We start from the raw sequence: 22234 nt of genomic DNA, 5'->3' as shown, positions 1-22234 counted from the left end.
AATATTTGAGCAATAGAAAAAGTGGGAAACACGAAGTGTACGCACGTGCAGCAGATAACGTCCAGATAATGTGATGAAAAGGCTGACAAAAACGATGCTTACGTTTTCCGCTATGATTTTGCCGATCTGTGGCGTTGCAGAGCAGAAACGAGGGACGCTGCGCGATGTCAGCCTCCCTCAAGGCAGTGAGGATTAAAGCTGGACGTTGCCCGTGATCAGGTAAGCAGATGAGGTGCTTTGTGACATCGGCGGCAGTGTATCACTGAGGACGTTGCCTTTTACGTCGGTAAACTCAATAGGAATATCGTTCATTCCAACGTGTTCAACAATAAAGTGGTTGTAATCGGTTTTCTGGGCGGCAATCCATTGGTTATTGCGCATATATTTCATCTCAATAACCGGATATTTTACATTTCTGAATTGCACCGCAGCCCAATAAGGATTTGACCCTTCCTTTATACGATAAATAACGTTGCCATTTACCGGCGCTTCAATGAGCGTCCAGTCGATATTAATTTTCCCATCCCGTAGATCGCCTATTTTTTCAAAGGCGTTAAACGATAAATCTAATGCACAATCGCCACCTTCAGGGTAAAGGTCTGTGACATAAACCACCGTACTGCCTTTTGGCCCGTTTACTTTCAGATAGGCTCCGGCCAGTGATGCCTTCACGCCGCGATAATCCAACTGGTTCCGGTTTAACGCCGTAATCTCCATGTTCTGTGGAATCGGATCCAGCAAGAGCGCGCCGCCCTGATAGCCAGAGCCCGTTGCAGTGGCGTAGCCGTAACAGATGTCGTCCAGTTCCCACTGGGCGTGAGCGGTATTAATCAGGGGGATAACGCATAATGCAGATAATGCTAATGAAGTTATTTTATTCATGTTTCACATCCAATATGATTCAAGATTAATAACATAGGTGAGTGGTGAAAATAACAATGCCAAAACGGAAATCCATTTTTGAAACCCCATTGTTTTGGCGTATTGATAATCAGGCTTTTGTATAAATAGGTAAATCGGTTTTTTCTTAAAATAATAAAGCAGTGAATATATCAGCAGGTTTATTTCTTTGCGGTGAAATTATTATGCAAATGAAATAATCGATTTGGGTTTCTTCTCAATATGTTCTACGGTTTAAAGGGTATGACGACAGCATCATTTCGCACCAACGCGAATAGCTGCCAATGGCTAATCCATAATGAAGAGGAGATAGCATGACCATTCACAAAAAAGGGCACGCGCATTGGGAAGGTGATATCAAGCAGGGGAAAGGCACCGTCTCAACGGAAAGCGGTGCACTGCAGCAGCAACCTTACGGCTTCAATACCCGTTTTGAAGGTAAGCCCGGCACGAATCCGGAAGAGCTGATTGGCGCGGCGCATGCGGCCTGTTTCTCCATGGCGCTATCGCTGATGTTAGGTGAAGAAGGCCATAAACCTGAGTCGATTGATACCACTGCGGATGTATCGCTGGATAAAGTCGATGGCGGGTTTGCGATCACCAAAATCGCGCTGCACAGTAAGGTGAAGTTGGCGGGTATTGATGACGCCACGTTCGATAGCATTATCCAAAAGGCGAAGGCGGGTTGCCCGGTGTCAAAAGTGCTCAAAGCCGATATCACGTTGGACTATCAGTTGAACTAAGTCCTGGCAACTGAACTAAGTCCTGGCAGTTGAACTAAGACCGGGCAACTGAATTAAGGGCGAACCGCTGAATGAAGGCGGTTCCCCCTGTGTTAACGCTAAAAATTGTGCTGATAAAAAGGCTTACCGGAATCGTACCGGCAAGCCTTTTTACATTTATACAATTTAAAAAAGCGGAATGATTAAAAATAATTTAACATCTTTACAGTAATAACCATAAAATCAGAATAGCCATTACGTTGTAATCTGGTCATGGCGTAGGACGCAATATAACAAGAGCAATATTGGGCTGGCCGATTTGTGAAGGCCAGATTCTCTGAGTATGTCGTGCTGTGGAACACAAGCGAGAGTTCAAGATGAATAAGATGACCAAGATCTGTTTTTCTGTGCTGTTGGCCGGTAGTTTGCTGACACCTGTTTTGGCAAACGCTACCACGTCGGAAGACATGCGCGGTATGCAAAAAAGCTATACCGCCGCGACAAAAGCGGATGATGCCGCCGCGCTGAAAACCGCGCTGAGCACATTCCGTGAGCACGTCGAGCACGCTAAAACGCAGGTGCCGCCTGATTTCGCCAAGCAGCCAGCAGATGGCCCAGACAGAAAAGCCTATGTGGAAGGTCTGGATAAGATTTTGCAAAAAGTTGATAGCGCACAGGCTCTGGCGGATGCCGGAAAACTGAGCGAAGCCAAAGCCGTATTAGCTGAAATCAATACCTTGAAAGGCGAATATCACAGTAAATTGAGAGGCTAAGCCGCTTTTCGTTTACCATAAGCCGCCAGTGGAGAGCGAACCCACTGGCGGCTTTTTTTGTTATAAAGGTTAGACGGTCAGGATTGCCAGTTAAGGGGGGAATAGAATGACGTCACCATCACACGATACGATGAATGATGGCAAAGATACGCAAAGCAGAATTCTTGAGGCCGCGCTGGAAACCATACTGGATCATGGCGTGAGAGGGGCAACCTATCGAAAAATCGCGCAGCGAGCCGGGTTGTCGCCGGGGACGCTGACCTATCGCTACAGCAGTATTGAATTGCTGTTGAATAGCGCGTTCGTTTATATGGTGGATGGTATCTCACACGCATTTCGTGTCCGCCTCAAGCAGGCAAAGGATATCGACAGCGCGCGCGAAGCCGTGGTTGACCTGATCTGTGGCGACATCTGGGCGACGCCACGCCACCTGACATTAAGTTTTGAACTGTACGCACTGGCATCGCGGAAAGAAGAGTATCGGCTAATATTGCAGGAGTGGATGACGCGCAGCAGAAAATCGCTTCATCTCCATTTCAGTATTGCGACAGCATGCTCACTGGATGCCATGATTGAAGGGTATACGATCCATAATTATCTCAATAATGAAGCCGTTAGCCGTGAAGACATTCTCAATACGGTGATAAAACTCACGTCCTGATCCCGCCTGGAGCGATCTCTCCAGGCTTCTTCTCAGTTAAAAAAGAACGCAATTAAACAGGTGCAAAGCGATGCGCATTCGTGCGATAGTTATTCGTACATATGTACGAATACATTTAAATAAAGACGACGAAAACGATGACCACAAAGCCTGCTATCAATAAATTTGCCCTGTTTGGACTGATGTTCATCCCCGGTTTTACGTGGGCAACCTGGGTAACCCGAACCCCTGTGATGCGCGACGTACTGAATGCCTCAACGGAAACGATGGGCATGATCCTGTTTGGCTTTTCATGTGGTTCTATGCTCGGCGTATTGGGAGCAGGAAAGGTCATTAATGTCCTCGGTATTCGTAAAACCATGGCCGGCGGGTTTCTGCTGCTTCTGCTTGGGCTACTCGTGCTTGCCGCTTCGCTGTCGATTCAGAGCACGCCCAGTGCTTTTATGGGGCTGTTGATTTTCGGCGCCGGAGTCGGCTTGGTTGATATCGCTATCAATATCGAAGGGGCGGCGTTTGAACAGCACCTGAATAAAAGCCTGATGACAACGCTGCACGGTTTTTTCAGTCTGGGAACGCTGGTCGGTGCCCTGACAGGGATGGCGATGACGGCTTTCGGCATTAACACGACGCTGCATTTTGTCGTCGTTGTGGCACTGTCGATACTTACCGCGATCATGCTGATGCGTCAGATGCCGTGGCTGAGTGACCTGGCCAGTGCGGAGCAAGAAGAAAAGGGGGATTACAAGACTCAGGTCTTCAATGAACTTAAAGACAGCCGGCTGTTGATTCTCGGTGTGGTGATTCTTGCGATGGCGCTGGCAGAAGGGTCTGCCAACGACTGGTTACCATTATTGATGATCGATGGTCACAACTTTGGCCACACGACGGGAACGCTGGTTTATGTCGGGTTCACTGCTGGTATGACGCTGGGCCGCTTTGCCGGCGGGTATTTTGTCGATCGCTTCGGCAAGGTCAATATGCTCCGCTTCAGCGCCGCGTCTGCCGCACTGGGGCTGACGCTGGTCATTTTCTCGGATGCGCCGATGCTGGCCGCGGCTGCGGTTATCTTCTGGGGGATTGGCGCATCGCTGGGGTTCCCGCTCACCATTTCCGCCGCAGGCAGTGGAGAAAATAGCGCTGTTCGCGTCACCATTGCCGCAACGCTAGGTTACTTTGCTTTTCTCGTCGGCCCGCCTGCGCTGGGCTTTCTTGGCGAGGTCGCAGGGCTACGCATCGCCATGCTGCCGGTTCTTTTTATGGTGATTCTGGCCTTCGTCTGTTCATCTTCTGCCCGAGAACGTTCAATCAGAGCTGCATCGGAAACCCCATCCTGACGTTCCTGAGCGGTTTCGTTTCGTGTTACCGGAACCGCGCAGTGTGTGTCACTATGTTGATGACATTGATGATAAATAACGTGATGCATCACGATTGTGAGACTGGCCGTCACGTCGATCTGGGAAAGTGAACACAATGGTAAATTTAACGGATATGGCCGAGGGGGATTACCCTGAATATCGGCAGTTTTTTATTCTTGAATATGCTCAGGATTTACAGGAATCCCGGGGCTATGACGCGGAAAAGGCGAGGGCGATCGCCACGCAATCGATCGATATTGCACTGCCACAAAGTGTTCACACGGCAGCCAATAAATTATGGTGCATTCATTCTGCGGAGAATGAAGACGCCGTCATCGGCTACTTGTGGGTGATTCTGAAAGAGAACGCCGCCTGGGTATCTGATTTTTGTCTCTTGCCAGCGTGGCGGGGCCGTGGTTTTGGTAAAGCAGCACTTGCCGCGATGGATGCTGCACTCGTGGCGTTAGGTATTGGTGAAATTGGGCTCAGAGTGGCTGTACATAATCCCGTTGCCAGAGCGTTATATGAAAAAAGTGGTTTCCAGATTACCGGTTTTAACATGCATAAAAATCTGGAACCGGATGCATCGTCAGACTGCGGCTAAGTCTATGACGTAAAAAACGATCTCAGCCAGCCATTGGCCTCCAGTCCTTATTCCTTGTTCATTTCTGCGTCGCTAAAGTTCAAAAAAAAAACGCCGATAGACAAATAGTAGGGAACTCATTGCAAGGGAATGTTGATTACGATAAGAGTCAACACCAGGAGAGCCATAATGGCCAAGCAATTAATACAAAAAAAGACAATGAGCACCCGCGCCCAAGTATTGTTAACCGGCGCATTAACCATCGCACTCGGTTTCGCTGTCACCATCGGTGTGCTCAGCTGGCAGTCTAGCCGTGAACAAAAATCTCTAGCCGAACGCTATTTACAGCAGATAGCTCAAAGCGAAGCACTAAAAATTCAACAGGAGCTTAACTACGCCCGTGATGTAGCGCATAACCTTGGTCAAGGGCTGGTTGCCTTGCCCACCGCAGGAATTAAAGACCGCGCCGTGGTCGATAAAATGATGGAGTATGCTCTGCGGGATAACCCGGAATACCTCTCGATCTCCGTCATTTTTGAAGAAAATGCGTTTGACGGGCGTGATGCCGAGTTTGCCGATCAACCGGGTCAGGCACCAAAAGGCCGCTATGCCTGGTTTGTCGACCGCGATCAGACTGGCAATTATAAGATGCATCCTCTGCTTTCTTATCTGACTCCTGGACAGGGCGATTACTACCTGCTGCCGCAAAAGAGTCAGAAAGATACGTTAATCGAACCCTATACCTATGCTTATAACGGCGTTCCAACGCTGCTGACGTCAGTCGCCGCACCGATTGTCAGCCAAGGGAAACTGTGGGGCGTTGTCACTTCCGATATTTCTCTTGCGTCATTGCAGCAAAAAGTTAACCAGATTAAACCTTGGGAAGGCGGCGGCTACACGATGCTGCTATCCAGTGCGAGTAAAGTTATCTCTTATCCTGATAAGTCTCAGACGAGCAAAGTCTGGCAAGGGCCGACGGACAATTTCACATCCTCAGTGGTGCAACATGACGATGCGATTCTGGGTGAGCAGGCGCTGGTAACCTGGCAGCCGGTTACCATCGGTAACAGCACGGAGAAATGGTATCTGGGCGTTGTCGCTCCGGTGAGCCAGGTGATGGCCGCTTCTCAACGTCAGTTAATGAATGCCGTCATCATGATGGTGATCAGCATACTGCTGGTGAGTGCGCTGCTGGGCTGGGTATTCAGTCGTAAAGTCCTGAAACCGCTGGGTGGTGAACCACGTGAAGCTGCCACCATTGCGCTGGCCGTAGCAGAAGGCCGCCTGAGTAATGTGATTGACGTGAAGCCCAACGATCGCAGCAGCTTGTTTTTCGCTCTGCACACCATGCAATCACAGTTGCGTCAGGTGGTCGGGCAGATCAAAGAAGCCAGCGATTCCGTGCGACAGGGTGCGGGGGAAATTGCCAGCGGCAACCTCAACCTTGCATCACGTACGGAGCAGCAGGCTGCCGCATTGGAGCAAACCGCGGCAAGTATGGAAGAGATCACCGCAACCGTGAAACACAACGCCAATAATGCTCATCAGGCTACGACGCTCACCGAGAACGCCACGAAGATAGCCCAGCGCGGTGAATCGCTGGTCGGTCAGGTGGTCCAGACAATGGCGCAGATTGATGAGAGTGCGAAGAAGATTGGCGATATTACCACCATGATTAACAGCATCGCTTTCCAGACCAATATTCTGGCGCTTAACGCGGCGGTAGAAGCGGCGCGCGCGGGCGAGCAGGGAAGAGGGTTCGCAGTGGTCGCATCGGAAGTTCGCAACCTGGCACAGCGCAGCGCCAGCGCGGTGAAAGAGATTGCCGCGCTGATTGAGGAATCCAGCCAGCGCGTTGAAAGCGGCGTTAAGCTGGTGAATGATGCCGGTAAAACCATGCAGGATATGACTCACGCCGTCAGTTCGGTACAAAGTATCATCGGTGAAATTGTCACGGCATCGGATGAGCAGGCGAAAGGCATTAGCCAGGTTACGATTGCCGTCAATGAAATGGATGGCGTTACGCAGCAAAACTCCGCGCTGGTACAGCAGATGTCTGCTGCGGCCAGCTCACTGGAAGATCAGTCCATGCTGTTGGCGCAAACGATCGAGCATTTCCGTTTGGAGCAGCAGCATGCGTTACCCCATGCGCTCTTAAAGTAACAAAGGCACGTTATCACCCGGTGACCACAAGGTCGCCGGGTTAATCTATTCGGCACACCTGCCATGCTTACCCACATTCCTCCAATATCGACTGTTGTATCCGCACCGTTGTGAAAGTTGTATCGTCGCCTTAATTAAGGCAGATTAAATCATCCTGATATTGTTAAGAAAAAATAACCATGCATCTGAATTATCCTTGCCTGAGAGCGTTCATGGAGATTGTCCGCAGCGGCAGTTTTGATATTGCGGCCCGTAAACTTCATGTCACGCAGTCGGCCATTAGCCAGCGTATCAAGCAATTGGAGGATCAGCTTGGTCAGGTATTGATCGTAAGGGGCAATCCCTGCCGGGCGACGTCAACAGGGCAAGCGCTCCTTCGGCACGCGGAACAGATCGATATGTTGGAGAGCGAACTTTTCAGCACGCTTGAAATGCCGGCCAGACAGCGTATTTCAGTGGCGGTGAACGCGGATTCAATCGATGGATGGTTTTTGGATGCGATGGAAAATGCCTGTCATCAGTCCGATATATTGCTCGATATTCTTGTCGAGGATCAGGATCACTCCGCGACTTTATTACGTGAAGGTCGGGTCATGGCAGCGGTCAGCGCCAGCCCAGAACCGATTCAAGGCTGTGGCGTAGAGTATTTAGGAACGATGCGTTATCGCGCCTATTGCTCACAGACATTTCACGATACGTACTTTGCTGACGGCATTAATGTGGACAGCCTGCAGAACGCGCCGCTCCTGATATTTAACAATAAGGACAGACTACAGTCCTTATTCATCGAATCACTGGTCCCAGAAGTGATCGAGCCGCCACAGCAATTTGTCCCTTCAACCGCAGCCTTTGTTGGCGCCATTTTCAGAGGGCTAGGGTGGGGGATGATTCCGGAACATATGGCATCATCACATACGGAAAAAGGCGAATTAGTACCGTTTCAGGTTGGCGATCCGGTTGATATCCGCCTGTACTGGCACCGCTGGAATATCCGCTCTGCATCGTTGGAGGCGTTGAGCCAGAGCGTGCGAGCGGCGGCTGTTAGGCATCTTTTTCAATCACTGGAGCCGGTACGTTAGCGGCGGCCTCGTAAATTCGTATTAGCAGACCATTCATAGGTTGTGGAGGCGTCTGGCTTGAATTTATTTTTCTTCTTCTCGGCTCGCGCTTGCTTTGCCACGGCTTCACGTTCCTTCATGAGTTTATCGATGTAATCATCTTTAATGTGATTACTTTCAGAGTTGGTCAGCGGGCGGTCTTGTTTTTTTCTTGCCTGATCGAGTAACGTTTTAAGTTGGCGTTGTTCACTTTCTGTCATGTCTTTCTGAGTCAGTCTTTGCATGGGAATGAACCTAATAAGCGACCGGTGAAATACATTGTAGAGGAAAACACGCAGAGTCCCAGATAAATCGCCTGATTATTCAGACACAGTAGCCGATGAATATAAACGTATAGCGGAGAGAAATAATGTCACCAGAGTTGCCTGTAGCAGCGCAATTTAAAGCATACAACGAACATGATATAGATGCATTCGTGGCCTGTTTTTCGCCAGATTTTAAAGCGTACCGCATGCCGTCTGAAACACCGTCGATGGTAGGAAAAGAGGCGCTGAGAGCGTTTTACGTGAATAACCGATTCAATAACCCGGAACTGAGGGCTGAACTGGTATCTCGTACAGTATTAGGTAATAAAGTATTCGATCATGAGCTCATTTATGGGCTTTCAGCGGCGCCAATAGAAAGCATTGCCGTTTTTGAGGTAGATAACGGGCTTATTAATACAGCATGGTTTTTCTTTTCTTAGTTTTTTGATGCCAGAAAAAGAGTTTTTGCGAATGTGGGGATTGCTTAGCGGAACGGCCATTTCCTTCGAGCACCTCTCTTGATTCGCATAATGTATATTATGTTAAATAACCTGTAATGGTAAATAAGTTCATAAGCCACATCCACGTTGCGATAAATCACATCCCCCTCACTCAACATCAACCACTGACATCGGATGTTTGGAGCAGCCAGCCTCTGCGGTATATGTAGATCATCTTGGCTTGTTACTATGAAAGGTCGTGAAGCTCCTTATCGAGCGGATGTGTCAATAAGATGTCGGTAAACTCGGCGCTTAATCCTTTTCTTTTAGGAGAACAGCACATCACACCAATGAATTTCTTCCCTGCCCCTGGCCATCTACACAACCTGAGCAGAGGCCAGTTTTTTCCGTCAATAGAATATTGGATGCGTATGACGTCGCTTCTAGATGTTACTCGCATCCAAAAGTTGCCTGGATTTCCCGGAAAAACCCCTGTCGACCAGTCAGAGTTATTGTCAGTGACAACGCATCCGATAGCTGGCTGTCCATCATTAAATTCTATTCCGGCCTTAATCCAGACAGTCTCTGTTCCTCCAATGAAAATCCCTGCCTGATCGTACAGGATTTTGAAATCCGCTTTGATTCTGACCTGAAAAGTGAAATCGCTCTCAGTTTCTTTCCCGTACGCATGCCCGGTGTAATGGCTGAAGTCATAGTGCGTGTTTTCCCAAAAGTCAGTGTGCGCATCACTCACTATGACTATTCTGTCTTCGCTAATTTCTGAATATTCAGGACGATTTATCCATGCATTTTGCTCAGTTCCCGACAATGTCATTACTGCCTCCATCTTGAGTTATATTTTCACTGTCTTTAGGCTGCACGATGTGAAACGGTCTGGTACCTATTTCAGCACCGGTAATACGGTCTATCGCGACGGGCTGCACTTCAAGTCCGGTTTCATCATCAAGGATCCGCATAAGTTCACCTTCACCGCGGTATTTTCGTCCCCATGCTTCATACATAAACAGCACAGGTAAAAAGTCCCGTCCCGACTCTGTCAGAACGTATTCCTCGCGTGGCGGATGCTCCGAATACAGCCTCTTTTGCAGAAGATTTTCCTGAGTCAATGAGGCTAGTCGCTTGGTTAACATCGTTGGCACAATCCCCAGACTTTTACGGAATTGATCAAAGCGAGTCATTCCGGCATGGGCATCCCTGAGTATCAGCACTGTCCATGCATCCCCTAAAAAAACGAGGCTTCTTGCAATAGGACAAGATCCGGTTGAGAAATCTTTATTTTTCATAATATTCACTAAAAATTGAGGACGCCGAATCTCCTGAAGCTGTAGTGAGAACTATCGGTAATCTCATTGAAGCCAAAAAACCTAAATTCAGTAATCCAGTTGGCAAGATGACAGGGATGATTCTTTTCCTGCAACAGTATGCGCCTGGCATGTTTGAAAGTTCAATTATTAAGAGTGTGAAGAGTGCCGGGTAATCATCATTCACATATTTTTCTGAGCTGACACGAGGAAGTTTTACATTCATGCATTGAGATAATTCCTGTTTAAATAACTCTGTGTGATGAATGTGCTTTGATCATATTCCGGATTAAATCTGCGGTGATTATGATGATTCTGAACCGTGTTAATTAACATCTGTTCATATTAAAAAACATCCTGTACCAGGAGGAAATTATGAAATCTTATTTGTGCAAGTTTATCCCTCCAAGAAGTGACTTTCTGTCAACAATGACCGAGCATGAGAAATCATTGATGACTCAGCATGGTATTTACCTTAATAGCCTGATGGATCGTGGCATTATCATTGCTCATGGCCCTGTCATTGATGAAAATGGTGGTTATGGCGTATCGCTATTTCAAATCGCCGATGAACAGGATATCAGTGAACTAACGTCACAAGATCCGGTTGTGAAAAATGGCGTGGGATATTATGAGCATTATGTGATGCTCAGCCTTAAAATTCGTGGTTGATAATTCTATTTCATGATGAGTAATAATTTTATTACTTATTGACGGTACAAGGTGAGTATTTATTTACCAATAGATTCAAGCTCATGATATATCCGCTTTCTTTAAACGGCTACGCGATGCAGGTAACATGATTTTTATCGTGATGTTAACTCTCTTTTTTACATATTCATTATTGAATAATGATTAGGAAATATAAAATATGACAACAGCCCTTATTACCGGTGCTTCCAGTGGCATCGGTGCTGAATACGCACGCCGCCTCGCAGCGCGTGGTCACAACCTGGTACTGGTTGCACGCGCAACTGAACGTCTCGAAAGCCTGGCTACTAAATTGCGCAGCGCTCATGCCGTTGACATCGAGGTGATCACTGCCGATCTGACAGATAATACTCAACTCGAACAGGTGGTTCAGCGCCTCCAGAACGGCCCTTTCATTGATATTCTTGTCAACAATGCAGGTGCAGGTTTGGCGGGCGGATTTGCAGAAGCAGAGTCAGCGAAGATGCAAAATCTTCTGCAGCTTAACGTTGTTGCGCCTACCCTTCTCGCTTCCGCTGCGATAAAGGAGATGGTAAAGGAAGGTCGTGGCTCTGTCATTAATATTGCCTCAGTGCTGGCACTGTTACCCGAATACTCTCAGGGTATTTATGCAGCCACTAAGTCTTATGTTCTGACGCTCTCTCAAAGCCTGGCAACTGAGCTAAATGCTAAAGATATTTATATCCAGGCCGTTCTGCCTGCCGCCACACGCACTGAAATTTACGAGCGTATCGGAGCTGATATCAGCAACGTGCCTGATGTCATGGAAGTAGAAGAATTAGTCAACGCTGCACTTATCGGTTTTGACCGCCAGGAACTGGTAACGATCCCTCCTGTTCCTGACATTGAGGAATGGAATTCATTTGAACACGCAAGAATGCTGCTGGCTCAGGGGTTTAGCAACAGTCGTGCAGCAGCGCGCTATAGCAATTGAAAACCTGCCATTTATTAATGTAGTGGCCAGGTAAAACTGGCCAAATTTATTCGTTCCAAAATCATTGACTTCATTTATTGGCAGCCCGTGACTTGCGGGTAATTGCGACAGACTAGATTAAGTTTGTTCTTCGGCTCGAAGTCTTTATCCAGCATGCATCTCTGAACATCTGCGGCTTTACGCAGTGTCGGCACGTAAGGCACCGAGCCCAAAGGCTGCGGATAACCGCATTGATACATCACCTCCAGTGCTTGTTTGTCGTTTTCGACTTCATGAGAAAAATGCAGTGACGCTCCAGCTTTACGCCAGGTAATCAAGGAAAACTGGCTCATGCCGGAATCTGGCTTAATCGGGTGAAACCCTCTGTCTGCAACAAAAGGCAGCGCTTCCAACTGGCTCTGGCTCAAAGGAGATCCCCGCTCTTGTTTGAGGCAGGCGGGGGTATCATGGTAAACACGAACGCTGCAAATTTTGAATCCGTCTTTACGGGTAAACCCCATACTCTCCATGCATTGGTAATACAGAACTGACTCATTATCCGTTTTGGGAATATCGGACCCAGGAAGCTGCACCCCGCATTTACCCATCGCGACGCGCACGCCATCAGTATCTGTATTAGGACGTTGCCACATCATTAGATCCGGTGCTGCGGGGCATCCTGTCAGCAGGAATACCGATGTCACTAGCAGAGGTAAAGTCACCAATGTCGATTTGCAGAACATTAAAATCCCTTATTTATTATTGTTTAGTGTGTAAGATTAGCACGTTGCTGATGTAATCCTGTGTATCAGAACGAACATCGTTATACTCACATAACCGCATAGCATTGTCGCTCGCCCTGCTTTCTTGTACCCTTCCCTTGCTAACAGCCCAATTCTGAACACAACATCTGAAACTACCGGACTTCGACTACATGACCGCTCATACTTCTAAAGATCCTTTGCATGGCGTAACGCTTGAAATGCAAGTTAATGCGCTGGTTGCGCGTTTTGGTTGGGTTCAACTGGGCAAGCTGGTCAACATCAATTGCTTTAAAAACGATCCAAGCGTCAAGTCCAGTTTAAAGTTCTTGCGTCGGACGCCCTGGGCTCGCGCTGAAGTTGAAGCGCTGTATCTTGATTCTCTGGATGAAACCTCTTCCGTAAAACCAGATGATAGCGTCGTTGATCCCTGGGCCAATAGCCGCAGAAATAAGAGCTAATTAACGTGAAAAAGCCAGTCGTACTGATTGCTGCTGCGCTTCTACTTGTCAGTTGCGCGTCGAAACCACCGAGTTCGCTGGTTACCCCGCTTCCCCCTGTTCAACAACCGCTCCCGACGAAACCGCAGCAAAGTCAGGAACCGATGCGCGGGGTTTGGCTGGCAACGGTCTCCCGCCTCGATTGGCCGCCAGTGGCATCCGTCAATGCCAGTAGTCCCGCTCTCCGTATTACTCAGCAGCAGGAAGCGCTGAAAGGCAAGCTGGATAAGTTGAAAAGCCTCGGTATCAATACCGTCTTTTTCCAGGTTAAGCCTGATGGCACCGCGCTCTGGCCCTCTAAAATATTGCCCTGGTCAGATATGCTGACAGGCCATATTGGTGAAGATCCTGGCTACGATCCGCTCCAGTTCATGCTGGATGAAGCGCACAAGCGCGGTATGAAAGTTCATGCCTGGTTTAATCCCTATCGCGTCTCCGTTAACACCAAAGCTGCAACCGTGACGGAATTAAATCGCACGCTGTCGCAGAATCCGGCCAGCGTATTTGTCTTGCATCGAGACTGGATCCGTACAGCAGGCGATCGCTTTGTGCTCGACCCTGGTATCCCGGAAGCACGAAGCTGGATCACCAGTATCGTAGCCGAAGTCGTTACCCGCTACGCTATTGACGGTGTGCAATTCGATGATTACTTCTATGCGGAATCATCCAGCTCCGTTCTTAACGATAGCGAGAGCTTTAAAAAGTATGGTCAAGGGTTTATCTCAAAAGCGGACTGGCGGCGGCACAATACTCAACAGTTGATTGAACAGGTTTCCCACACCATCAAGCAGTTGAAACCTGAGGTTGAATTCGGCGTTAGCCCCGCTGGCGTATGGCGCAACCGATCACACGATACGGCGGGTTCCGACACGCGAGGGGCAGCCGCCTATGATGAAGCGTATGCCGATACCCGTCTGTGGGTACAGCAAGGGCTGCTGGATTACATTGCACCGCAGCTATACTGGCCGTTCGCGCGCGACGCGGCTCGCTACGATGTATTGGCAAAATGGTGGGCGGATGTGGTGAAGCCGACGAACACACGCCTCTATATTGGCGTTGCACTGTATAAAGTGGGTGAACCGTCAAAGAATGAGCCAGACTGGACGATCAATGGCGGCGTGCCGGAACTGAAAAAGCAGCTCGATTTGAACGAGTCTATGCCAAATATTAACGGTACGATTCTGTTCAGAGAAAACTATCTCAATCAACCACAGACCCAGGAAGCCGTGAATTACCTCAGGAACCGTTGGAATCCTATTTAACGAGTTGTGGAGGTTGCCAAAACCTCTGCATCTTCCTTTTGTGCTGGCTCACGCCTGAAATCCCCTCTCCCAAACGTGTGGTTCTCCCCTGAACGCGCTAGCTAAACGTGCTGTTTTCCTCTGTTGTTGCCACGTTTTCGGTTCAGGAATCCTGCTGTTGGAGGATTTTTTTTGCTTATTTAATAAGCATGTAAGATACACATGGCATCATAATTCGCGACAATGCAATCAACCAATTGATTTTTATGTAAAAAAATAAAAGTTTCGAAACGAAATAAATCATTGAGTCGGTGACTGAAAAAACCTATATTGGCCGCGTTTTTCTTATAGCAGTTACGTGTTTAATTCATTTATTCAACTGTGGTTGCCTGCGAGCACACGGTTGTAGGAGAGATATGATGACGGATAAAGTCCGTATTGACAGTTTAGGTGCGAATTCATTAACCGGAAACAATGAAACCTATTTGGCAAGACAAGCTGAATTTGAATCGAACGTGAGGAGTTATCCACGCAAATTGCCTCTGGCAATTGCGAAAGCTGAAGGCGTGTGGATCACTGATGTTGAAAATAATCAATATCTTGATTGTCTGGCGGGTGCGGGTACGCTCGCGCTGGGACACAACCATCCTGACGTGCTGCAAAGCATCCAAAGTGTCATTACTAGCGGCTTGCCGTTACATACACTTGATCTGACAACGCCGTTGAAAGATCAGTTCTCCGAATACCTGCTTTCCTTATTGCCTGGCCACGGCAAAGAGTACTGCCTCCAGTTTACGGGCCCGTCTGGCGCCGATGCGGTTGAAGCCGCGCTGAAACTGGCAAAAAAATACACTGGCCGTTCTGGTGTGATCAGCTTCTCCGGCGGCTATCACGGCATGACGCATGGCGCGCTGTCCGTAACCGGTAACCTGTCTCCGAAAGAAGCCGTCGACGGCATGATGCCTGAAGTTCAGTTTATGCCTTACCCGCATCAATACCGCTGCCCGCTGGGCATTGGCGGTGAAGCTGGCGTTAAAGCATTAACCTACTATTTTGAAAACCTGATCAACGACGTTGAGAGTGGCGTACGCAAACCGGCGGCTGTCATTCTGGAAGCCGTTCAGGGTGAAGGCGGCGTTAACCCGGCACCTGCCGAGTGGTTACAGCGCATCCGTAAAGTGACGCAGGAACACGGTATTCTGCTGATCATCGACGAAGTTCAGGCTGGTTTTGCTCGTACCGGTAAATTCTTCGCCTTTGAACACGCCGGCATTGAGCCCGATATCATCGTGATGTCCAAAGCCGTTGGTGGCGGTTTGCCATTAGCCGTACTGGGTATCAAGAAGCAGTTCGATGCCTGGGCACCGGGTCACCACACGGGGACTTTCCGCGGTAACCAACTGGCGATGGCAACCGGCCTGACGACGCTGAAGCACCTGAAAGATAATCAGGTGGCAAACAAAGTCGCCGAGCAAGGTGAATGGCTGAAAGCCAAACTGGCTGAGCTGCAAAAACGTTATCCGGTGATCGGTCACATTCGCGGTCTGGGATTAATGATCGGGATTGAGATTGTTAAACCTGGCGAAGCGCAGGATCACATGGGTTGCTACCCGTCTGACGGCGAGCTGTCTGCCCTGTTACAGAAAAAATGCTTTGAATCAGGCCTGATTCTGGAGCGCGGTGGCCGTAACGGTTGCGTTCTGCGTCTGCTGCCTTCCCTGCTGATCAGCAATGCTGAATTGGAAATCTTCCTGGATAAATTTGAAAACGCCCTGCTGTCTGCTGGCGTGAAGCCAGTCTGAGTGGAGCGAATGACCACGATGTCCCAATTAGTAAAAACAGCAGTTAACCCGATTTTGGCCTCTTCTGCGCAGAGTATCGAAGCCTATCAGGAAGCGATTACGCAGAGTAGCCAAGCCGTTATGCAGTGGCTGCAACAGCCTGAGATGTATCAGGGAAAAACCGTTGCTGAACTGCGTGAACGCATCACGCTGGATTTTAATCCTCAGGGCCTGGGCAACCAGGCCGCTATTGAGCGTGCGATTGAGTACTTTTTGAAAGACAGCCTGTCGGTGCATCACCCACAGTGTGTCGCTCACCTGCACTGCCCAAGTCTGGTGGTCAGCCAGGCGGCTGAAGTCTTGATTAATGCCACGAACCAGAGCATGGACTCCTGGGATCAAAGCCCGTCAGCGACCATCATCGAGATGAAGCTGATTGAATGGCTGCGTACTCAGGTTGGCTATCAATCTGGCGACGCTGGCGTATTCACCAGCGGCGGCACCCAGAGTAACCTGATGGGGTTGATGCTGGCGCGTGATGCTTTCTTTGCCCGTCAGGGACATTCAATCCAGCAAGATGGATTAGTTGGTAACCTGAAGAAAATTAAAGTGTTCTGTTCTGAAAATGCCCATTTCTCGGTGCAAAAGAACATGGCTTTACTGGGGCTGGGTTATCAATGTGTGACGCTGGTGAAAACCGATCGCTTCGCGCGGATGGATCTGAACGATTTAGCAGAGAAAGTAGCGCAAGCCGAAGCTAACGGCGAGCAGATTCTGGCGATTGTCGCAACGGCAGGAACCACAGATGCGGGGGCGATCGATCCTCTGCGGGCGATTGCGACACTGGCTGCGGAACATCAGATTTGGGTTCACGTCGATGCAGCCTGGGGCGGCGCACTGCTGCTGTCCGAGAAGTATCGCGATTATCTGGATGGCATTGAACTGGTGGATTCCATTACGTTGGATTTCCACAAGCAGTTCTTCCAGACCATCAGCTGTGGCGCATTCTTGCTGAAAGAAGCTCGCCATTATGAGCTGATGCGCTATCAGGCGGCTTATCTGAACTCTGAGTTTGATGAAGCACAGGGCGTTCCTAACCTGGTGTCGAAATCACTACAGACGACGCGTCGTTTTGATGCGCTGAAACTGTGGATGGGTCTGGAAGCGTTAGGCCAACAGCAGTACGCCGCGATCATCGATCACGGCGTCACACTGGCACAGCAGGTTGCACAGTATGTCGCTGAACACGCTTCGCTGGAGTTGGTGATGCAGCCACAGCTGGCGAGCGTATTGTTCCGTTTCCGTCCGCAACAGCTGGCGGCAGCGAATGATGCGACTATCGCATTGCTTAACCAGCGCATTGGCGATGCTCTGTTGGAATCGGGCCGCGCCAACGTAGGGGTAACCGAGTTTAATGGCGTGACTTGTCTGAAGCTGACGTTACTGAACCCAACCGTTAGTCTGGACGATGTTAAAGTCCTGCTGGCGCTGGTTGAAAGCACCGCACAGCCGCTGTTGACTGCGTAATCCCCCTGCTTCACCGCATCGTGAAAAGCCGATAACAATAACAGGTTATCGGCTTTTTTATGATGAGCTTCCTGCTCGCCCCCTACAGGCCGTTGCTGCACAACGTTGAAAACGCTCCCGATGTTTTTTATTGCCCACCGTCAAACAGGGATGCGTGATGACACGATGTTTCTCATCAGAGTAGTTGAACCCATACCGTCTCATACTTCATCATATTGGGTTTTCTGGCCGTATTATTTCGCAAGCGCCTGATGCCGTGGCTACGGAATAAATAGAAATTCTGGGATAGATGAATAAATGACATCACAAAAAGCAACGCTAATCGGGTTAATCGCGGTCGTGCTTTGGAGCACTATCGTCGGGCTAATTCGGAGTGTGAGTGAAGGATTCGGCGCGGCTGGCGGCGCGGCGATGGTCTATACGTTAAGCTCGGTGATGTTATTCATTACGGTGGGCTTTCCTAAAATTAACACCTTCCCGAGGTCTTATCTCATCATCGGCAGCGTTCTGTTTGTCTGCTACGAACTGTGTCTCTCCTTATCTCTTGGCTATGCCAACAACAGCACTCAGGCAATAGAAGTCGGCATGGTTAACTACCTCTGGCCCAGCCTGACAATCTTGTTATCCGTATTGGTCAATCGGCAAAAAACCAGCCTGGTGATTATCCCCGGTATATTACTGGCTATCACGGGGATTGGCTGGGTATTAGGCGGTGATGAAGGATTATCCTTAAGCAGCATTATTGCTAACCTGTATAGCAATCCATTAAGTTATGGGCTGGCTTTTGGTGGCGCGATTATCTGGGCAATTTACTGCGCGGTGACCAAGAAAATCGCTAATGGTGCGAACGGTATTACCCTCTTCTTTATACTAACGGCGTTAACGCTGTGGGTTAACTATCTGCTTGCTCCTCAACCCGCGTTTATTATCCGCACGCCCGTTATCATCAGCCTGTTTCTTGCCGCCGGCGCCATGGCTTTTGGTTACGCCGCGTGGAACGTGGGTATTCTTCACGGCAACGTCACCGTTCTGGCGACAGCATCTTATTTCATTCCCGTCATTTCCGCAGCGCTTGCGGCATTTATTCTTAACTCGACGTTAACCGTTGCCTTTTGGCAAGGCGCGGCGATGGTTAGTCTGGGATCGCTACTGTGTTGGTGGTCAACCCGCTCCGCTACATTAAAAAAAGTCTCGGAGCAGGCAAACTAACATGTCAGGATGCGGGGCGAATTAATATGAGTATCCCGGTTTTTTCGCCAACGTATCCAAATGCGGTTTGATGATCGGATCGTAAACCTCATCCTTCCAGCGATCGGGCTGAATTTCGTTGAACGCGACAGAAAGCGAATCGTCAGAAGAACCGAAGTGCTTCTTCAGAACCGCAGCAAGATCTTCAGCAATGACTTTCTTCTCTTCTTCAGACAGGTTTCTTGGGAAGTGTTTGACATCAATATGTGGCATAGGTAGTCCTTTTCAGTGATGCAACAGCACGTTGATAAGCTAGTCATTGTGTATGAAGACGGCACCGCGCACAAATAACATCATGTTCTCAGATATTACCTCCAACGCGTACGACATTCGCCAAACCACCGGCTAAATGCCGTATAGGCAGCATTGCGCCCTATTGTTACCGTAGCCCGTAGAATGACGGCCCCTCACGGGTAACATTAATAGGGAGAATCCAACATGCGGTGTTTGAACTATCTTTGGGCTGCTTTTCTCACCATATTTTTTGCTACATCCCTTTCTCTGTCAGCGGCAACTCAAACGCTGACGCCATCCGAAATTGAAGCATTCAATGCGCAGATTGCCAACGCACAGCGTATTGATACAGCGCTGGTCGCTAAAGGACAGTGCTACGCCGACAAAGATACTGAGCTTGAGGCGAATAGTCATCGGTTAGAGGAAACGGCTGGTGAACTGCACCGTCAGGAACAGCAACTGGTTGCTGAGTTGACGAGTGCAGAATCTGAAGTTAAGGCGTTTTCAGAGGCGTTAGATAAGGAGTTAGAGCAAAAGAATGGCTTAGAACAACGCATGTCACATGTCAAAAATCAAATCAGGAAAAAAGAGAGCGAGCTTGATTCTTGCAAAAGACCAACGGGCTCCTTTTTTGACGACATTTTGAGCCCCTTTACTTATATCGGATGTGAGCTTTATGCCGAGATTTCTGGCCTGAACAGTGATCTAAGAAATCTAGATAACGAAAGACAGCAACTCGACATAAAAGTCAGAGCATCCAGAGAATATTTAAAGAATGCCTCCGACAAAAAAAGTCAGGCTGAAACACGGTTAAAGGAAAGCCTGATGAGGACTGAGCAAAACAGGACTGATATTGCGACAGTCGAAAACAAGATCAGTGTAATCAAGGCGTCACTGACCGAGATCAGAAAACTCAAACAGGATAACGCCACCCTACTCGCCAGGTTTACCGACTCTATTGCGGAACTTAACGGTCTCGACCCGGCCTCAGACCGGCGGTTTATTGTGAATCGCCTGCACCAAGAATCTGAATCGTTGAATGTTTTACTGCTTAAGTCTCAAGAATTGCTCGACATAAACGGCCTGCAACTTCCGGATGGCGAGCGTATCTGCACAAACTAACCTTTTTGCTGAATCTGAGGAGAGAAACATGGCTGCTGAAAATAAAATCATCAGTATCGAGTTCGATGTCAATAAACGTATTGATGCCCAAGTCGAGGAAATTCTGGACAGTAATAATGTGGCGTTGCCTGATGTTAACCACCCTCTGGTTGAGGATTACATCAGGAGGATTGAGGGCACCTATGACGTTTCCCGATCCAAGGAAGACACCGATAACGCTATCGATTTGCTTTATATCGCCTACAACACAACGCCCCAGGAAGAAGGAAAGATCAGGGTTGAAATTGATAAGTTGATGAGTCGCCTGATTGCGGCTCAGCAGGAAAGCGAACAGAAAATGCGCGGCGCGTCGACGGATGCTGAACGGATTCTCAAATTATTACGCACCCTGTTCAGTGACTGGACGGAGGCCCGTGACAGCAATGATCCTCAGGACCTGCAAGATTTCATTGGCGAGGATTTAGTGGATCTGGCCAAAGAAATCAAGAAACGGGCTGAGCGGGTCAGTGCCGATTTGACAAAGATCGCGAATACCTACGATAGCATTATTGACGATACCACCAAGACGACACAGCAGGGAGAGCTGGCGCTATCTACGCGTTTGAAAAATAAGGAAAAGATAGAAAAAGAAATTGCTGAGAACAACGCACAACGCGAAAAACTGGACAGCCTGGTACAAGACCTGCAAAACGATATCGCCAAGTATGAAAAAATGGCGAACGAATATAAATCGCAAGCAGAAACGGCCGAGGACCGCGCTTTTATCATGTCTATCGTGAGCGTCGGCGCACAGATGATTTCATCCATGGTTCCGGCAATTACCGCTGGCATCACAGGGGTCGCCACGGGAGGCGCATCGCTGGTTGCCGCCTCAGTCAACTCTACGGCACGGCAGTTGATCAATGCGGAAACTGCGACAGAAGAGAACGACACAACAGCGAAGGCGATAGAAACTAAGGGAAAAATTGCTGACAAACGTACCGAAAAAACGACCGCTGAGCGTGAAAAAGCTGAGCTGGAGAAGAAGAATCAGGAGCTGACGGCCGAAAAGGAAAAAATTGAAGAGGACGCACAGATCGATGCAGACGCGAAAGCGGTACAGCTGGAATCTCTCGATAATAGAATCAAAGACAACAGTGCAGAAATCAAAGAAAAGGTCAGCAAGATTTCGGCGGCAGAAACCGCGCTGAAAGCCTTAAATGCCGCGCTGGAATCCCTTGGCGATAACATGGGGAAAATGGCAGAGAAACAAGAAAAACAGGCGACGGGTCTCCGCGACATGCAGATGAAAATGCTGGAAAAGGTCGAGGCTTATGAAAAAGAGAAACGTACCCAAGCGGCAGAGCTGGTAAAAATCAACGCCCTGCTAAAGGGACAACGAACCGAAGAAGAAACCATTCAACTGGCGATCCAGTCTCTGGGACTGAGCCTCAAAGCGCTGAAGCGGATGCGTGAAATTATTGTCGAAATCTCTTTTTTCTTCAAAACGTTTGCGAATTTCATGCAGAGCGTCGTAGACAGTTCGACCGAGCAGTCAGATCTGCTCCAGAAAGCGCTCGATCGGAATCAACCGACGAAAAGTTTCACTAAGCGCATCAAACGGAACACAAATGATTTCTTCATCACTCAAACGGCTGAATGGCAGGCCGTTGGCATCGTGTCAGCCAAGTTTGTGGATAACTTTAAAGACGGTTGGAGCAAGCTGAATAAATTGAGCGGCACGTACCTGACGGGTGATGAACTGAAATCCTATCTCACTACCTCGGCAAGCCAGATCGAGGACATCGCCTTCAAACGTAAGCAGGCCGCATCGGCCAAACTGGAAGAACTAAACCGGTATCGCGATCGCATACAGTCGAAAGCGTAAATCAACCGAGTGGATAGATAACGGTACGTCCACACGGTATCTATATC

At 48.8% G+C, this 22234-nt stretch carries 23 protein-coding genes; 17 read left to right on the top strand and 6 right to left on the bottom strand.

Annotated elements, in window-relative coordinates; genetic code table 11:
• Positions 1–192: 192 nt before the first annotated feature.
• The gene (locus I2D83_RS11255) at positions 193–882 is read right to left on the bottom strand and encodes an expansin EXLX1 family cellulose-binding protein (RefSeq protein WP_010275007.1); all 690 of its coding nucleotides are present in this window, start codon (positions 880–882) and stop codon (positions 193–195) included.
• Positions 883–1214: 332 nt separating this feature from the next.
• Here I2D83_RS11255 and I2D83_RS11250 point away from each other — a divergent pair, with 332 nt between their 5' ends.
• From I2D83_RS11250 to I2D83_RS11220, 7 genes are all read left to right on the top strand, one after another.
• Entirely contained in the window at positions 1215–1643 is a 429-nt protein-coding gene (locus I2D83_RS11250; protein ID WP_015840323.1) for an OsmC family protein, read from the top strand.
• A 356-nt stretch (positions 1644–1999) separates the two neighbouring features.
• A complete protein-coding gene (locus tag I2D83_RS11245; RefSeq protein WP_010275013.1) occupies positions 2000–2395 on the top strand; it encodes a cytochrome b562 in 396 nt (131 codons plus the stop codon).
• 106 nt (positions 2396–2501) lie between these two features.
• Positions 2502–3056, top strand: a complete 555-nt coding sequence (locus I2D83_RS11240) for a TetR/AcrR family transcriptional regulator (RefSeq protein ID WP_181828550.1) — start codon at positions 2502–2504, stop codon at positions 3054–3056.
• Positions 3057–3193: 137 nt separating this feature from the next.
• On the top strand, positions 3194–4390 hold the full coding sequence (locus I2D83_RS11235) for an MFS transporter (RefSeq protein WP_181828549.1): 1197 nt from the start codon (positions 3194–3196) through the stop codon (positions 4388–4390).
• A gap of 136 nt (positions 4391–4526) precedes the next feature.
• On the top strand, positions 4527–5015 hold the full coding sequence (locus I2D83_RS11230) for a GNAT family N-acetyltransferase (protein WP_015840320.1): 489 nt from the start codon (positions 4527–4529) through the stop codon (positions 5013–5015).
• 168 nt (positions 5016–5183) lie between these two features.
• A complete protein-coding gene (locus I2D83_RS11225; RefSeq protein WP_205948114.1) occupies positions 5184–7157 on the top strand; it encodes a methyl-accepting chemotaxis protein in 1974 nt (657 codons plus the stop codon).
• A 179-nt stretch (positions 7158–7336) separates the two neighbouring features.
• Positions 7337–8236, top strand: a complete 900-nt coding sequence (locus I2D83_RS11220; protein ID WP_205948113.1) for an HTH-type transcriptional regulator ArgP — start codon at positions 7337–7339, stop codon at positions 8234–8236.
• Here the strand turns inward: I2D83_RS11220 and I2D83_RS11215 are convergent.
• Complete coding sequence (locus I2D83_RS11215) at positions 8233–8499, bottom strand: YjbD family protein (protein WP_015840317.1); 267 nt, start codon at positions 8497–8499, stop codon at positions 8233–8235. The genes I2D83_RS11220 and I2D83_RS11215 overlap by 4 nt on opposite strands.
• Positions 8500–8624: 125 nt before the next feature.
• On the opposite strand from I2D83_RS11215, the gene I2D83_RS11210 reads away from it, so the two are divergent.
• Entirely contained in the window at positions 8625–8960 is a 336-nt protein-coding gene (locus tag I2D83_RS11210; RefSeq protein WP_205948112.1) for a nuclear transport factor 2 family protein, read from the top strand.
• Positions 8961–9207: 247 nt separating this feature from the next.
• On the opposite strand, the gene I2D83_RS11205 is transcribed toward I2D83_RS11210, so the two are convergent.
• Both I2D83_RS11205 and I2D83_RS11200 read right to left on the bottom strand, forming a co-directional pair.
• A complete protein-coding gene (locus I2D83_RS11205; RefSeq protein ID WP_205948111.1) occupies positions 9208–9807 on the bottom strand; it encodes a DUF1349 domain-containing protein in 600 nt (199 codons plus the stop codon).
• Complete coding sequence (locus I2D83_RS11200; RefSeq protein WP_205948110.1) at positions 9776–10264, bottom strand: winged helix-turn-helix transcriptional regulator; 489 nt, start codon at positions 10262–10264, stop codon at positions 9776–9778. Before I2D83_RS11200 ends, I2D83_RS11205 begins: the two co-directional genes overlap by 32 nt.
• A gap of 393 nt (positions 10265–10657) precedes the next feature.
• On the opposite strand from I2D83_RS11200, the gene I2D83_RS11195 reads away from it, so the two are divergent.
• Positions 10658–10954 carry a YciI family protein gene (locus tag I2D83_RS11195; protein ID WP_205948109.1) on the top strand — a complete coding sequence of 99 codons (297 nt, stop codon included), beginning with the start codon at positions 10658–10660 and terminating at the stop codon, positions 10952–10954.
• Between the two features lie 199 nt (positions 10955–11153).
• Positions 11154–11927, top strand: coding sequence for an SDR family NAD(P)-dependent oxidoreductase (locus I2D83_RS11190; protein WP_205948108.1), 774 nt, complete (start codon positions 11154–11156; stop codon positions 11925–11927).
• A gap of 74 nt (positions 11928–12001) precedes the next feature.
• On the opposite strand, the gene I2D83_RS11185 is transcribed toward I2D83_RS11190, so the two are convergent.
• On the bottom strand, positions 12002–12649 hold the full coding sequence (locus tag I2D83_RS11185) for a hypothetical protein (RefSeq protein WP_205948107.1): 648 nt from the start codon (positions 12647–12649) through the stop codon (positions 12002–12004).
• A 191-nt stretch (positions 12650–12840) separates the two neighbouring features.
• On the opposite strand from I2D83_RS11185, the gene I2D83_RS11180 reads away from it, so the two are divergent.
• The 5 genes from I2D83_RS11180 (at position 12841) to yddG (ending at position 18925) form a co-directional block, all read left to right on the top strand.
• On the top strand, positions 12841–13128 hold the full coding sequence (locus tag I2D83_RS11180; RefSeq protein WP_181828542.1) for a VF530 family protein: 288 nt from the start codon (positions 12841–12843) through the stop codon (positions 13126–13128).
• Between the two features lie 5 nt (positions 13129–13133).
• On the top strand, positions 13134–14429 hold the full coding sequence (locus tag I2D83_RS11175; RefSeq protein ID WP_181828541.1) for a glycoside hydrolase family 10-like protein: 1296 nt from the start codon (positions 13134–13136) through the stop codon (positions 14427–14429).
• Positions 14430–14824: 395 nt separating this feature from the next.
• Entirely contained in the window at positions 14825–16210 is a 1386-nt protein-coding gene (locus tag I2D83_RS11170) for a diaminobutyrate--2-oxoglutarate transaminase (RefSeq protein WP_205948106.1), read from the top strand.
• 9 nt (positions 16211–16219) lie between these two features.
• Complete coding sequence (locus tag I2D83_RS11165; RefSeq protein ID WP_205948105.1) at positions 16220–17716, top strand: pyridoxal phosphate-dependent decarboxylase family protein; 1497 nt, start codon at positions 16220–16222, stop codon at positions 17714–17716.
• Positions 17717–18013: 297 nt separating this feature from the next.
• Complete coding sequence (gene yddG, locus I2D83_RS11160) at positions 18014–18925, top strand: aromatic amino acid DMT transporter YddG (RefSeq protein ID WP_205948104.1); 912 nt, start codon at positions 18014–18016, stop codon at positions 18923–18925.
• Between the two features lie 21 nt (positions 18926–18946).
• On the opposite strand, the gene pptA is transcribed toward yddG, so the two are convergent.
• Entirely contained in the window at positions 18947–19177 is a 231-nt protein-coding gene (pptA, locus tag I2D83_RS11155) for a tautomerase PptA (protein ID WP_015840291.1), read from the bottom strand.
• 225 nt (positions 19178–19402) lie between these two features.
• Between pptA and I2D83_RS11150 the strand changes: the two genes are divergently transcribed.
• Positions 19403–20320: a coiled-coil domain-containing protein gene (locus tag I2D83_RS11150; protein ID WP_205948103.1), complete on the top strand. Its 918-nt coding sequence runs from the start codon at positions 19403–19405 to the stop codon at positions 20318–20320.
• A 28-nt stretch (positions 20321–20348) separates the two neighbouring features.
• Positions 20349–22187 carry an AAA family ATPase gene (locus I2D83_RS11145; RefSeq protein ID WP_181846759.1) on the top strand — a complete coding sequence of 613 codons (1839 nt, stop codon included), beginning with the start codon at positions 20349–20351 and terminating at the stop codon, positions 22185–22187.
• Positions 22188–22234 lie beyond the last annotated feature (47 nt).

The sequence above is a fragment of the Pectobacterium aroidearum genome, from assembly GCF_015689195.1.
GTDB lineage: Bacteria > Pseudomonadota > Gammaproteobacteria > Enterobacterales > Enterobacteriaceae > Pectobacterium > Pectobacterium aroidearum.
This window is presented reverse-complemented; position numbering and strand designations above follow the sequence as displayed.

Coding starts and splice junctions, on each gene's coding strand:
- I2D83_RS11165 (WP_205948105.1), top strand. CDS start 16,220: ATGACCACGATGTCCCAATTAGTAAAAACAGCAGTTAACCCGATTTTG.
- I2D83_RS11180 (WP_181828542.1), top strand. CDS start 12,841: ATGACCGCTCATACTTCTAAAGATCCTTTGCATGGCGTAACGCTTGAA.
- I2D83_RS11220 (WP_205948113.1), top strand. CDS start 7,337: ATGCATCTGAATTATCCTTGCCTGAGAGCGTTCATGGAGATTGTCCGC.
- I2D83_RS11250 (WP_015840323.1), top strand. CDS start 1,215: ATGACCATTCACAAAAAAGGGCACGCGCATTGGGAAGGTGATATCAAG.
- yddG (WP_205948104.1), top strand. CDS start 18,014: ATGACATCACAAAAAGCAACGCTAATCGGGTTAATCGCGGTCGTGCTT.
- I2D83_RS11230 (WP_015840320.1), top strand. CDS start 4,527: ATGGTAAATTTAACGGATATGGCCGAGGGGGATTACCCTGAATATCGG.
- I2D83_RS11210 (WP_205948112.1), top strand. CDS start 8,625: ATGTCACCAGAGTTGCCTGTAGCAGCGCAATTTAAAGCATACAACGAA.
- I2D83_RS11235 (WP_181828549.1), top strand. CDS start 3,194: ATGACCACAAAGCCTGCTATCAATAAATTTGCCCTGTTTGGACTGATG.
- I2D83_RS11225 (WP_205948114.1), top strand. CDS start 5,184: ATGGCCAAGCAATTAATACAAAAAAAGACAATGAGCACCCGCGCCCAA.
- I2D83_RS11190 (WP_205948108.1), top strand. CDS start 11,154: ATGACAACAGCCCTTATTACCGGTGCTTCCAGTGGCATCGGTGCTGAA.
- I2D83_RS11255 (WP_010275007.1), bottom strand. CDS start 882: ATGAATAAAATAACTTCATTAGCATTATCTGCATTATGCGTTATCCCC.
- I2D83_RS11195 (WP_205948109.1), top strand. CDS start 10,658: ATGAAATCTTATTTGTGCAAGTTTATCCCTCCAAGAAGTGACTTTCTG.
- I2D83_RS11240 (WP_181828550.1), top strand. CDS start 2,502: ATGACGTCACCATCACACGATACGATGAATGATGGCAAAGATACGCAA.
- I2D83_RS11145 (WP_181846759.1), top strand. CDS start 20,349: ATGGCTGCTGAAAATAAAATCATCAGTATCGAGTTCGATGTCAATAAA.
- I2D83_RS11150 (WP_205948103.1), top strand. CDS start 19,403: ATGCGGTGTTTGAACTATCTTTGGGCTGCTTTTCTCACCATATTTTTT.
- I2D83_RS11245 (WP_010275013.1), top strand. CDS start 2,000: ATGAATAAGATGACCAAGATCTGTTTTTCTGTGCTGTTGGCCGGTAGT.
- I2D83_RS11170 (WP_205948106.1), top strand. CDS start 14,825: ATGATGACGGATAAAGTCCGTATTGACAGTTTAGGTGCGAATTCATTA.
- pptA (WP_015840291.1), bottom strand. CDS start 19,177: ATGCCACATATTGATGTCAAACACTTCCCAAGAAACCTGTCTGAAGAA.
- I2D83_RS11205 (WP_205948111.1), bottom strand. CDS start 9,807: ATGGAGGCAGTAATGACATTGTCGGGAACTGAGCAAAATGCATGGATA.
- I2D83_RS11215 (WP_015840317.1), bottom strand. CDS start 8,499: ATGCAAAGACTGACTCAGAAAGACATGACAGAAAGTGAACAACGCCAA.
- I2D83_RS11200 (WP_205948110.1), bottom strand. CDS start 10,264: ATGAAAAATAAAGATTTCTCAACCGGATCTTGTCCTATTGCAAGAAGC.
- I2D83_RS11185 (WP_205948107.1), bottom strand. CDS start 12,649: ATGTTCTGCAAATCGACATTGGTGACTTTACCTCTGCTAGTGACATCG.